Raw genomic sequence first — 12922 nt, forward strand, 5'->3', positions numbered from 1 at the left:
GAGGGGAGTCGGCGCCGGCGGGGGAACGGGCGGGCTGCGGCGCGCGGGCTCCGACCGTGCGGTCAGTCCGTGAGGTAGCGCTGCAGCGTCGGGCCCACGAGCGCGACGACGTCCGCGGCCGGGAGCGACGCGAGCGGCTCGACGCGCAGCAGGTGCCGCGCGACGAGCACGCCGACGGTCTGCGACGCGACGAGCGACACGCGCAGCGCCGCGTCCGGCCCGTCCAGCGCGCCCGCGACGCGCGCGAACACCTCGCGCGAGAGGAAGCCGGCGACGTCCCGCGGGCCCGCGTCGTCGGCCGTCAGACCGCTGAACGCGGCCCGGAACGGCGCCCCGCCGTCCTGGTCCCACACGCGCAGCGCCGCGGTCAGCAGGCGCTCCCCCAGCCCGTCGACGCCCGGCGTGACGACCCGCTCCACGAAGACCGCCGGCTCCACCCCCTGCGGCAGCACGCTCGCGACGAACAGCTCGCCCTTGTCCGTGAACCAGTGCCGCACCGAGCCGGGGTCGACGTCGGCCCGCCGGGCGATCGCGCGCACGCTCGTGCCCGCGTACCCGCGGGCGGCGAACTCGGCGCGCGCCGCCGCGAGGATCGCGCCGCGCGTGTCCTCCCCCGCGGGCCGCCGCCCGCGCGTCCGCGTCCGCGTCTCGTCCACGGGCCCCACCCTAGGCAGCCGCGGGCCGCGCGGCGCCGCCAGCGCGACGCCCGTCCGTCACGGCACCCGCAGGATGCGGACTGGATCGCGGTAGGCGGCCAGCAACGCCGGTGGCGCCGCGCCCACGAGGCCGATCAGCACGGTGGCCACCGCCACCCCGGCACTGAACGACCCCGGTGGCGCGACTCCGGTGGCGAGGGCGACGGCCGCGACTCCGCCCACCGACCCCACGAGGGCACCCATCACCCCGGCGACGGCGGTCTGCAGCAGCACCAGGACGACGATCGCCGACCTGCTCGCTCCGACGGCGCGGCGACGACCCAGGTCACGTCGGCGCCCTTGCACGGCGGAGAGCACGGTCACCGAGACGAGTACCAGGCCGCCCCCGAGCACGCCGAGCATCAGCTGCCGCGACGACGCACCCAACGCCCCGGCCACCGCATCCCGGAGCCGGAGCACGCCCGCCGAGGCTTCGACCTGCACCCGCGACGGCTCGCCGGCCCGGACCGTGGCGGCGATCCGCCGCTGCAGCTCCGGGACGGTCGACGCGTCGTCAGCGAGCACGTACACCTGGCTCAGCGTGGGCACCGAGGCAGCCCGGTAGAGCACGAGGGCGTCGAGGAAACCGAGGTCCTCGCCCGTGTCGACGACCCCCACGACACCGACCACGGTCGATCCGTCGGAGACGGCGCCCGCTCCGTCGACGAGACGGAGGGCCGCCGCAGCGTCTGTGCCGGCGACCGCCTCGCCGACGGCTCGCGGCGCCCGACCGCGCACCGCGGCTGCCTCGGAGGGGAGGTCGCCGACGACCGGGCGCATCGCAGCGACGCCAGCACGTCCGGGCAGGGCGACGCTGCGCCCGTCCGACGCCGGGCCGAGCCCGAACGCCCACCGCACTCCCTCCAGCGCGGCGACCTGGTCGACGGTCTCGGGGTCGATCGCAGCCTGCCCCTGCGGGTCGCTGACCGTGATCAGGCGGGTCCCGACCGCGTCGATCGACGCGACGACCGCGCGTTCAGCCGCCGCTGCACGCCCCGCGGTCAGAAGCACGACGAGGCACACCAGTGCGGTCACGACGGCGGTCGTCCCGGTGACCACCGGTTGGGCGGCCGCGCTACGCAGCGCGTCACCGACGACCGCGCCGGACCGCGGCCGACCAGGCACGGTCCGGCCGGACTCAGCGGAGGCTCTCGCAGGCGGGTTCACGTCAGCTCCACGCGGGCACCGGCCCTCGCGACCAACCCGCGGTCGTGCGTCGCCACGACGACCGTGCTCCCGCCGCGCGCGTACTCCTCCAGCACCGACCAGACGATCTCGGTGGCGCCCGCGTCGAGGTTGCCCGTCGGCTCGTCGCAGAACAGGACACGAGGAGAGGTCACCAGGGAGCGGCAGAGCGCGACGCGTTGCGCCTGACCACCCGAGACCTCGCCGGGGCGATGTCGCGCCCGATGGGCGACACCCAGCTCGTCGAGCAGGTCGAGAGCGCGCCGCCGAGCCTCGCGTCGCGGCACACCGGCGTAGAGGGAGGGCTCGAGGACGTTGTCGAGCACCGAGCGGGTCGGGTCGAGCATCGCGTCCTGGAACACGAAGCCGGACCGCGAGGCGCGCAGCTGCGATCGGACGCCGTCGGGCACCCGGCCCACGGGGCGCCCGTCCCAGAGCACCTCACCCGACGTCGGACGCAGCAGCAGCGCGAGGGCGTACAGCAGCGTGGACTTCCCAGCACCCGACGGCCCGCTGAGCGTCGTGACGCAGCCCGGCTCGAGCGCCACGTCGATGGCGCTGACCACGGTGACGGCACCGTACGACAGACCGAGCCCGCGGGCGGCGACCCGCGTCACCGCGCCCCCGCCCTCACGGCCCGGACGACGGGACGACCGGCGCGACGCGCTCGACGACCTCGTCCCCGAACAGCCGGATCTGCTCGCCCACGGCCAGGCCGTCCACGACCGCTCGCGAGCCGTCGCTGCCGCGGATCTGGACCGCACGCCTCTCCCCGTCGACGAGTGTGACGACGGCGTCCCCGGCGGGTCCGCTGCCCAGCGCGGCGAGGGGGACGAGGGCGCCGGTCACGCTCGGCTCGAGCTCGACGACGGCGCGCACCTGCTGGGCCTGCGGTGCGTACGGGATCGCACAGGGCTCGGGGCACGCCGGGCCGCCGTCGGCGGCGACGAGGTCGACGAGGACGACACCGTCGGCGTCGACCTGCGAGCCCGCCGTCCGGAGGTCGAGCGTGGAGCCGTCGAGGTCGAGCGCGACCACGCTGCCGGGCGGCGGCATCGCGCCGCGCTGCTCGGACGCCAGTCGCAGACGAGCGCGCGGCGCAGGGTCGAGCCGCCGAACGACCTCGCCCCCGGACAGGGCCCGACCGACGGCGACCTGGTCGGCGACGACGAGCCGGGCGGGAAGTCCGGGCACGAAGACCAGGTCACCCAGCGCGACCACGCCCGTCACGGGTTGCTGGGACGCACGCTGCCACGCCCGCACGGCCGCGGTCGTCGACGAGCCGAACCTGCCGTCCGGGGCGCGGTTGAGATGTCCGAGGTCGGCGAGCATCTGCTGCAGCTGCCGCACGTCGGGGCCGTCGTCGCCGGCCCCGAGAGCACGGAAGGCGGGCACGTCCCCCGACGCCACGACGACCGGGGCCAGGTCCACCGTCAGCAGCACGTCACCCTGGCCGACGACCGATCCGGGCTCGACCGCCAGCGAGGTCACCTTGCCGGGGCGGTCGAGCGTCGCGACCTCGACCCCCGACCACTCCAGGTCGGCGACGGCGTCCATCGCCCGACCGACTGTGCCCTCGACGACGGTGTACGTCGCCGGCCCGAGCGTGTCGGCGGCGACCTGCGGCGGACGCATCACCGCCCCGCCGGCCCACCACCCCGTCGCCAGCGCCGCGGTCACGGAGAGCACCCAGCAGGTCACGACACGAACACGCATCATCGGACCCAGTACTGCGGGCAGGCGCCCTGCGCCGCCGTCGAGGTCGCCGCATCGACGAGGTCGCGTTCCTCGAGGTCGTACAGGTCGGCGTAGGGCTCCCACCACGTGGCGGTCTCGTCCCCGGCCGCGAAGCGCGGGGCGTTCTCGACGAAGGTCTCGCGAGTGGGCGGGTCCGGCAGGTCGACGCCCTCCTGCCGCAGGCACTCCCGGGTCTCGAGCTGCCGGTCGTAGAGAGCGGAGGCCTCGCTCGCGGTGAGGGCGAACTCGCGGTCGAGACCGTTCTCGGCACGGCACCGCTGCGCGTCCGCCGAGAACCTCTCCCGGGTGGCGTCGTCGCTGAACGGCGTGCTGGTGCCGCCGTACTCGTTCATGGTGAGGGTCCAGCCCAGCCCGTCCATGCAGCCCTGCATCGCGGCACGGGCCTCCTCCCGCTCACGTGCCTGCTCGGCGAACCACGACGGCTCGTGCCAGGGAGTGGCTTCCGGCGCCGGGGATGCGACGCACGCCGCCGCGGGAGCGAGCACGACGGCAGCGACCAGCACGCGGACGCCCCGCGCGAGTGTCTTCATCACGAACCTCCCGGACGGTGCCGGGGGGGTTCGCACACCCCCCGGCACCCCTCGCGTCAGTTGGTCCCGCAGAACCGCGAGGCGTTGGAGACGGTACCTCCGGAGACGCTCACCGAGGTGGCGACGGACTTGCCGGTCTTGTTGGTGTAGGTGCCGTTGATGTACCCGAGGTCGTACGACGACTGCGCCGACCCGTTCACCACCTTGTCGTAACGCACACCGGTCGTGGTCGCCTTGATGTGGATCTGCCAGCCGGTCGACGACGTGCAGGTGATGGAGCTCCCCGTCCACGCCTGCGCAGCGGCGACAGGAATCACGACCATCGCGACCGCGACGAGCGCCGCAGCAGCGCCGCGGCGAAGACGAATAACCTTCATGTGCCTCTCCTCTGTTCTCGTCATCGAGCCCAGGAAGAGCTGCCGGAAACGCTCGTGCGTTTCCGTTCAGCCCCCTGCACGCGGCAATGTACCGACGGGCGGGACGTGGGACAACGACCAGGAATTCCCACGACGCGCGAGCAGGCGGGCGAGCGGCGCGCGGCGCCGCAGCGGCAGGACGCCCGCGCACGGGACGACGACGGCGGGCCACCTCACAGGTGGCCCGCCGTCGTCCGGACGTCGGGTGACTCAGGCCCCTGGCTCAGAACCCCTGGGCCACGCGGTAGTACACCTGGTTCCACCGGACCTGGTCGGCGAACCCGCGACGCGTGGTCGCCTCGTCGATGACGAGAAGCTCGGTGCGCGCGAGCTCGGCGAAGATCTCCCACGCCTCGATGCCCACGGCCGTCGACAGCACCGTGTGGTGCGCGCCGCCCGCGGTCAGCCAGCACTCGGAGGACGTCGTGAAGTCCGGGCGGGGCTCCCACACGGCCCGCGCGACGGGCAGGTGCGGCAGGTCCGCCGTCGGGGGCACGACGTCGACGACGTTGGCCGTGAGACGGAACCGCTCGCGCATGTCGGCGAGCGACACGACGACACCGACACCCGGGTCGGTGTCGAACACCATGCGGACCGGGTCCTCCTTGCCGCCGATGCCCAGCGGGTGGATCTCCACGCGCGGCTTCGACGTCGTGAGCGACGGGCAGATCTCGAGCATGTGCGCGCCCAGGATCTTCTCTGCGCCCGGCGTCAGGTCGTAGGTGTAGTCCTCCATGAGCGACGCGCCGCCGGGCAGCCCGGCGCCCATCACCTTGGCGACGCGCACCAGCACGGCCGTCTTCCAGTCGCCCTCGGCGCCGAACCCGTAGCCCTTGCCCATGAGCCGCTGCACGGCCAGGCCGGGCAGCTGGCGCAGCTCGCCCAGGTCCTCGAAGTTCGTCGTGAACGCCTTGGCGCCACGCTCGGTGAGGAACGCCTCGAGCGCGGCCTCCTGGCGCGCCGCGTAGCGCAGCGACTCGTGGCGCTCGCCGCCGGCCCGCAGCTCGGGGACGACGTCGTACAGCTCCTCGTACTCGGCCACGAGCGCGTCGACCGTCGCGTCGTCGACGGCCTCGACCGCGGCGACGAGGTCGTTGACGGCCCACGTGTTGACCGACACGCCCAGGCGGATCTCCGCCTCGGTCTTGTCGCCCTCGGTGACCGCGACGTTGCGCATGTTGTCGCCGAACCGCACGAGCACGAGGTCCTGCGCGGCCTGCCAGCCCGCGGCGGCGCGGACCCACGTGCCGATGCGCGCGGTCACGGCCGGGTTCGACACGTGACCCGAGACCGTGGTGCGCGCCAGGCCCAGGCGCGTCGCGATGTAGGCGTACTCGCGGTCGCCGTGCGCGGCCTGGTTGAGGTTCATGAAGTCGAAGTCGATGGTGTCCCACGGCAGCTCGACGTTCGCCTGCGTGTGCAGGTGCAGCAGCGGCTTGCGCAGCAGGTCCAGGCCCGTGATCCACATCTTCGCGGGGCTGAACGTGTGCATCCACGTGACGACGCCGAGCACCTTGTCGTCGGCGTTCGCGTCGAGCATCGCGCGGCGGATCGCCTCGGAGTCCTTGAGGACGGGCTTCCAGACGACCTTCGCGGGCACGTCGCCCGACGCGTCCAGCGCCGCCGCGACCTCCTGCGACTGCTCGGCGACCTGGCGCAGCGTCTCCTCGCCGTACAGGTCCTGCGAGCCGGTGAAGAACCAGATCTCCTGGTCCGGGTAGGCCTTGCTCATCGGTGCATCTCCCTCGATCGCCAGGTCAGTGCTGGCCGTAGACGTTCTGGTAACGGGCGTACAGCGAGTCGATGTCGCTCTGCGCGATCGGCAGCGGCTCGCCGAGCTGCCGGCTGATGTGGACGGTCCGGGCGACCTCCTCGACCATGACCGCGGCCTTCACGGCGGCCTTGGCGTCCGTGCCGATCGTGAACGGGCCGTGGTTGCGCATGAGCACCGCGGGGCTGCGGGACTCGCGCAGCGTCTCGACGATGCCGCGGCCGATCGAGTCGTCGCCGATGAGCGCGAACGGGCCGATCGGGATGTCGCCGCCGAACTCGTCGGCCATCATCGTCAGCACGCACGGCACGGGCTCGGCGCGCGCCGCCCACGCCGTCGCGTACGTCGAGTGCGTGTGCACGACGCCGCCCACGCGGGGCATGTGCGTGTACACGTACGCGTGCGCGGCGGTGTCGGACGACGGCGCACGGTCGCCCTCGACGAGGTTCGCGTCGAGGTCGCACACGACCATCGACTCGGGGGTCAGCTCGTCGTACGTCACGCCCGACGGCTTGATGACGAGCAGGTCGCGCTTGCTCGGGCCGGCGGGGTCGACGACGACGCGCTGCGACACGTTGCCGGCGGTCCACACGACCAGGCCCCAGCGGGGCAGCTCGGCGTGCAGCGCGCTGACCTTCGCGCGCGCCGCGGCGACCTGCTCGCGGACGTCGGACGGGTAGGCGTCCAGGGAAGACATCGGGCCTCCAGCGTCGGTGCCCGGGGCGGGCACGGGTGGGTCCGACGCGGTCGGCGCCGGTGCGGCGGCCCGCGTCGACGGGCCGCCGCTCGGTCGGGTCGGTCAGATCGCCTCGGTCGCGGCGCGCTCGATCGCGAGCCCGGCCGTGTAGCGGTCGAGGTAGGTGGTGTAGCCCGCGACGTCGGCGGGGTCGGGCTCGACGACCTCGAGCTCGGCGTCCGCGAACACGCGCTGCGCGAGGTACGTCCCGAGGTCGACGCCGCCGCCGTGCACGAGGTACGCGGCGAGCACCGCGATGCCCCACGCGCCGCCCTCGCCGGCGGTCCGGCCGACGGCCACGGGCGCGCCGACGGCCGCGGCGAGCAGCCGCTGCGCGACGCCCGCGGTGCGGAACATGCCGCCGTGCGCGAACATCGCGTCGACGCCCACGCCCTCGGCCGCGAGGATCCGCATGCCCAGGCTCAGCGTCGCGAACGCGCCGTACACCTGCGTGCGCATGAGGTTGGCGAGCGACAGGTCGCTGCCCGGCGTCCGGACGACCAGCGGCCGCCCCTCCTCCAGGCCCGTGATCGGCTCGCCCGACAGGTAGTTGTACGACAGCAGGCCGCCGCCGTCGGCGGCGCCCTCGAGCGCCTCGCGCAGCAGCACCCCGAACACCTCGTCGGGCGTGGCCTGCGCGCCGAGCGCGGTCGCGAACCGGCCGAACACGCCGGCCCACTCGCCGAGCTCGCTCGCGCCGTTGTTGCAGTGCACCATCGCGACGAGGTCGCCCGCGGGCGTCGTCACAAGGTCGATCTCGTGGTGCACGGTCGCGAGCGGCTTCTCCAGCACGACCATCGCGAAGATCGACGTGCCCACGGACGTGTTGGCGGTGCGCCGCGCGACCGAGTTGGTCGCGACCATGCCCGTGCCGGCGTCGCCCTCGGGCGGGCACAGCGGGATCCCGGCCTGCAGCGTGCCCGTCGGGTCGAGCAGCGCGGCACCCTCGGCCGTGAGCGCACCCGCGTCCTGGCCGGCGACGAGCACGTGCGGGAACAGGTCCCGCAGGCCGCCGGGCAGCCGGTCGCCGAGGTACGTGTCGAAGCGCGCGACGAGGTCGGCGTCGTAGTCGTGCGTCGCGGGGTCGACCGGGAACATGCCGGACGCGTCGCCGACGCCGAGCACCTTGCGGCCCGTCAGGCGCCAGTGCACGTAGCCCGCGAGGGTCGTGACGAAGCGGACGTCGGGCACGTGCGGCTCGGCGTCGAGGACGGCCTGGTGCAGGTGCGCGACCGACCACCGCAGCGGGATGTTGTAGCCCAGCAGGTCGGTGAGCTCGGCGGACGCGGCGCCCGTGGACGTGTTGCGCCACGTGCGGAACGGCACGAGCAGCTCGTCGGCGTCGTCGAACGCGAGGTAGCCGTGCATCATCGCGGAGACCCCGATCGCGCCGACCGTCGCGGGCCGCACGCCGTGCTGCCGCTCGGCGTCGTCGAGCAGCTCCGCGACCGCGGCGCGCAGGCCCTCCCACACGGCGTCGAGCGAGTACGTCCACGTGCGGTCGACGTACTGGTTCTCCCACGCGTGCCCGCCGGACGCGAGCGGCACGTGGTCCTCGCCGACCAGGACGGCCTTGATGCGCGTCGAGCCGAGCTCGATGCCGAGGGCCGTGCGGCCCTGCTCGATCGCGCTGCGCGCGTCCGTTCGCTGCTGCCCCATCGCGTGCTGCTCCCTCCCCGGTCGTCGTCGCCCGGGTGTCGTGGTCGGGTCGGCCGGCGTGCGTTCGGCCGACGCCATGTTAACGCTCACATAGCGGTGGTGCCAGCACCCGGGTCAGACGTCCCGCCCGGACCCGGACGACGCGCGGACCACGAGCTCGGGCGCGATCGACGCGACCTCGGGCACGCGCCCGCCCATCGCCTCGACCAGCGCCGCGACGGCCCGCCGGCCCAGCTCCGCGAAGTCCTGCCGCACCGTCGTCAGCGGCGGCGCGTAGAACTCCGCCCCCGGCTCGTCGTCGAACCCCACCACCGCGACGTCCTCCGGCACACGGACGCCCGCCTCGGCGAACGCCGCGAGCAGACCCAGCGCGAGCTGGTCGTTCGCCGCGAACACCGCGTCCGGCAGCCCGTCACGCACCAGCGCGCGACCCACCGTGAACCCGTCCGCCGCGCGCCACCCGCCCACGTGGTGCTGCGGCACCGCCAGCCCTGCGGCCTCGTGCGCCTCCTGCCAGCCCCGCAGCCGGTCCCGCGCGTCGTACCACTCGAGCGGCCCCGCGACGTGCACGACCGTCCGCCGGCCCGACGCCAGCAGGTGCTCGGTCGCGAGCCGCCCGCCCGCGACCTGGTCCACCGCGACCGTCGGCACCGCGACGCCCTCGCGCCCCGACGTCACCAGCACCACCGGCACGGGCGCCCGCACGTCCGCGACCGCGTCGATCGTGCCCGTGCTCGGGGCCACGACGACCACGCCGTCGACGCCCTGCGCGAGGAAGTGCTCGACCGCGTCGCCGACCTCGCGGCCGCTGAAGTCCCGCAGCGTCGCGACCGACACGTAGTGCCCCACGTCGCGCGCCGCGCGCTCGATCGCGACCAGGGTGCTCGTCGGGCCGAACAGCACGGTCGCAGGCGTGATGACGCCGATCGTGCCGGTGCGCCGCGTCACGAGCGCGCGCGCCGCGAGGTTGGGCCGGTAGCCGAGGGTCGCGATCGCGTCGAGCACGCGCTCACGCGTCGCCGGGCGCACGCTCGGGTGGTCGTTGAGCACGCGCGACACCGTCTGGTGGCTCACGCCCGCGAGCGCCGCGACGTCGTTCATCGCGGGCGGGCGGCCCTCGCGCGAGGACCGCGCCCGCGGGCCCGGCACGCCGGGACCGGACGGGCGTGCGCGCGCGGTCCCCGTCGGGTGCGCGGCCTCGGCAGCGGCGACCGCGGGGTGCGGGGCCGGGGCGCGCGACGGGCCGGGACCGCCCGTGACGACCGGCGCGGCGTCGTCGGCCACGGTCAGCCCGCGCCCAGCTCGCGCGAGCGGTCGGCCGCCGCGCGCACCGCCGCGACCAGACCCGCCCGGACCGCGTGCTGGTCCAGCGCCGCGACGCCCGCGACGGTCGTGCCGCCGGGCGACGACACGCGCTCGCGCAGCACCGCCGGGTGGTCGCCGGTCTGCGCGACCATCGCCGCCGCGCCCTCGACGGTCGCGACCGCGAGCCGCGTCGACAGGTCCCGAGGCAGGCCCAGCAGCACCCCCGCCTCGGCGAGCGCGTCGACCACGTAGAACGCGTACGCGGGGCCCGACCCGGACAGCGCCGTCACGGCGTCGAGGTGCTTCTCGGCGACCCGCTCGACCAGGCCCGTCGCCGCCAGCACGCGCTCGACGAGCACGAGGTGCCCCTCGCCCGCGGCTCGACCCGGCGCGATCGCGCTCGCCCCCTTGCCGATGAGCGCGGGCGTGTTCGGCATGACCCGGACCACGGGCGTGCCGGCCGGCAACGCGTCCTCGTAGACCCGCAGCGGCACACCGGCGGCGACGCTCGCGACGAGCGCACCGCCGCGGAGCACGGGCGCGACCTGCGCGAGCACCGCGGGCACGACGTCGGGCTTGACGGCGACCAGCACGACGTCGGCCGTCCCGACCGCGTCCGGCAGCGTCGCGGTCCGCACGCCGTGCTCGTCGGCGAGCACCGCGGCCTTCTCCGCGTCCTGGTCGACGACCGTCACGCGCTCACCGGGCCAGCCGCCCTGCCGCAGCGCCGCGACGAGCGTCCCGCCCATCACGCCGCCGCCGAGCACCGCCACCGCGGGCGTCGCACCGGGGTCCTGCGTGGCCTGCGTCGTCATCGCGCCTCCGTCACCGCTCGCGGCCGCACCGCCACGGCCAGGGGTGAGCCTACGACCAGAGCCCGTGCGGCTCGCGGGGTTCCGCGCAGCGGTCCGGGACTCGGCGGGGCCGGACCGCGGCCGCTGCAGGGAGAACGGGGGCCGGCACCGGTCCGCACCCCGCGGCCGGGCGTCCGAGCCGACGAACACGCGACCGGGCCGACGAGCGCGATGTCGCCGCAGCCCCGACGACCGGTCCCGCAGGCCTCCCCCGGCGCGCATCCCTCGCTGTGCGGCGTTCCGGCGCCCTCACCGCCGGAACGCCACACGGCATGCGGCGGGGCCGCGCGGCCGCCACGGCGCCCGACCACCGGCATCACCGACCGATCGGCGCTCACCGCACAGCGTGCGGCGTTCCGGCATCCTCACCGCCGGAACGCCACACGGCGCACCGGTGACACGGCGCACCGGTGACAAGGCGGGCACGGACCGGTGGTGGCCGACGCGTCAGGCGTCAGGCGTCAGGCGAGCGTGAGCAGGCCGTCCGCCAGCAGTCCTCGCACCGACGGCAGCACGTCGGCGGCGACGTCGGCCGCGGGCACCTCCAGCAGCGCACCGAGCGCCCCGACGATCTGCCCGGCCGTGAGCTCGCCGTCGCACGCACCGACGAACGCCGCGAGCGCCGTCCCGGCCTGCACGGTGCGGCCGAACCCGCCGCCCTGCCGCAGCAGCACGACCCGCGGGTCCACGGCGCCCGGCTCGAGGTACCGCTCCTCGGTGACGTCGGGCGCGACCGTGAGGTGCCGCGCCGCGAGGTCGTCGTCGGACAGCGCGGTGACGGCGTCGTGCGCCGCGAGCCCGGCCGCGAGCACCGGGCCGAGCGGCTGCCGCAGCGACCCGGTCTGCGACTCGAGGCGCCGGAGCGTCGGACGGCCCGTGAGCGGCCGACGGAGCGTGACGATCCCGAAGCCGACGGACGCGACGTCGCGCGACGCGAGGTCGTCGAGCCACGCGCCGTACCGCGCCGTCCACGCGGCCCGGTCGGCCGGCGTCGTGCCGCCGTCACGGATCCACGTCTCGGCGTACTGCGCGGGGTCCTGCTCGTCGCGCTGCACGACCCACGCGTCCAGCCCGGACGCGTCGACCCACGCCCCGACCCGCTCGTGCCACTCCTCGCCGTCGCGGATCTCCCAGTTGGCGAGCATCTGCGCGACGCCACCGGGGGCGAGCACGGCGCCGACGCCCGTGACGAGGTCGCGCACGAGGTCGTCGCCCGCGCGCCCGCCGTCGCGGTAGTCGTAGGCCGGCACGTCGTCACGCCGCGGCGTGATGACGAACGGCGGGTTGCTGACCACCAGGTCGAACGTGTCGTCGGCGACGGGCTCGAGCATCGACCCGGCGCGCAGCTCGACCCGGTCGGGCCCGAGGCCCGCGAGCGCGGTCGTGAACGCCGCGAACGCGAGCGCCCGCGTCGAGAGGTCGGTCGCGACGACGTGCGCGGCGTGCCGGCTCGCGTGCAGCGCCTGCACGCCGCAGCCCGTGCCGAGGTCGAGCACGCGGCGGCGCGGGTCGCGCACGGTCGCCTGCGCGAGCGTGACCGACGCGCCGCCGACGCCGAGCACGTGGTCGGTGCGCAGCGCGCCGCCGGTCGCGAGCTCGCCGAGGTCCGAGACGACCCACCAGGCGGCCTCGCCCGCGCCGTCGGTCGCGGCGTAGGGGCGCAGGTCGACGCGCGCCCGCACCTCGTCGTCGGACCCGCGCCCGGCGGCGTCGACGAGCCCGAGCAGCACGGCGCCCTCGACGCCCAGCCCCGGGAGGGGCGCGGCGAGCGCGCGCGCGGCGACCGGCACGCCGAGCACGAAGCACCGCGTCAGCACCGCCGCGGGGTCGGTGCGGGTGGCGGCCGCCGGGCCGGTGGCGCGCAGCGCGGGCAGCGCCTCGCCCCGGTCGAGGGCACCGGCGGCGACGGGCCCGAGCAGGTCCTCGACGTGCTCGACCGTGTACGACGCGGCGGTGAGGTCGGCGCGCAGCGCGTCGACGAGCTCGGGGACGACGACCGGGGCGGGCGGGGGG

General features: G+C 75.5%; 12 protein-coding genes. All 12 read right to left on the minus strand.

The genetic code is table 11. The annotated features are described in order from the left end of the window. Positions 1–62: 62 nt before the first annotated feature. On the minus strand, positions 63–656 hold the full coding sequence (locus tag ATM99_RS11370; protein ID WP_062103033.1) for a TetR family transcriptional regulator: 594 nt from the start codon (positions 654–656) through the stop codon (positions 63–65). 57 nt (positions 657–713) lie between these two features. Then, positions 714–1730, minus strand: coding sequence for an FtsX-like permease family protein (locus ATM99_RS11375; RefSeq protein ID WP_223305013.1), 1017 nt, complete (start codon positions 1728–1730; stop codon positions 714–716). 128 nt (positions 1731–1858) lie between these two features. Next, positions 1859–2446: an ABC transporter ATP-binding protein gene (locus ATM99_RS11380; RefSeq protein ID WP_223305015.1), complete on the minus strand. Its 588-nt coding sequence runs from the start codon at positions 2444–2446 to the stop codon at positions 1859–1861. A gap of 64 nt (positions 2447–2510) precedes the next feature. Beyond that, a complete protein-coding gene (locus ATM99_RS11385) occupies positions 2511–3560 on the minus strand; it encodes a peptidoglycan-binding domain-containing protein (protein ID WP_190278823.1) in 1050 nt (349 codons plus the stop codon). 35 nt (positions 3561–3595) lie between these two features. Next, positions 3596–4168, minus strand: a complete 573-nt coding sequence (locus ATM99_RS11390) for a hypothetical protein (RefSeq protein WP_062103037.1) — start codon at positions 4166–4168, stop codon at positions 3596–3598. Positions 4169–4224: 56 nt separating this feature from the next. Next, a complete protein-coding gene (locus ATM99_RS11395; protein ID WP_150118263.1) occupies positions 4225–4545 on the minus strand; it encodes a hypothetical protein in 321 nt (106 codons plus the stop codon). Positions 4546–4807: 262 nt separating this feature from the next. Next, entirely contained in the window at positions 4808–6316 is a 1509-nt protein-coding gene (gene araA / locus ATM99_RS11400; protein WP_062103039.1) for an L-arabinose isomerase, read from the minus strand. A gap of 25 nt (positions 6317–6341) precedes the next feature. Further along, entirely contained in the window at positions 6342–7052 is a 711-nt protein-coding gene (locus ATM99_RS11405) for an L-ribulose-5-phosphate 4-epimerase (RefSeq protein WP_062103042.1), read from the minus strand. 102 nt (positions 7053–7154) lie between these two features. After that, the gene (locus tag ATM99_RS11410) at positions 7155–8750 is read right to left on the minus strand and encodes a xylulokinase (RefSeq protein WP_062103040.1); all 1596 of its coding nucleotides are present in this window, start codon (positions 8748–8750) and stop codon (positions 7155–7157) included. A 114-nt stretch (positions 8751–8864) separates the two neighbouring features. Further along, positions 8865–10034: a LacI family DNA-binding transcriptional regulator gene (locus ATM99_RS11415; RefSeq protein WP_369798061.1), complete on the minus strand. Its 1170-nt coding sequence runs from the start codon at positions 10032–10034 to the stop codon at positions 8865–8867. 2 nt (positions 10035–10036) lie between these two features. Then, positions 10037–10870, minus strand: a complete 834-nt coding sequence (gene proC, locus ATM99_RS11420; protein ID WP_062103041.1) for a pyrroline-5-carboxylate reductase — start codon at positions 10868–10870, stop codon at positions 10037–10039. Positions 10871–11370: 500 nt separating this feature from the next. Beyond that, the coding region (locus ATM99_RS11425) for a methyltransferase (protein WP_369798063.1) at positions 11371–12922 on the minus strand (1552 nt) is incomplete at its 5' end.

Origin of the sequence: Cellulomonas sp. B6, assembly GCF_001462455.1 — a bacterium.
In the GTDB taxonomy this organism is placed as follows: Bacteria; Actinomycetota; Actinomycetes; order Actinomycetales; family Cellulomonadaceae; genus Cellulomonas.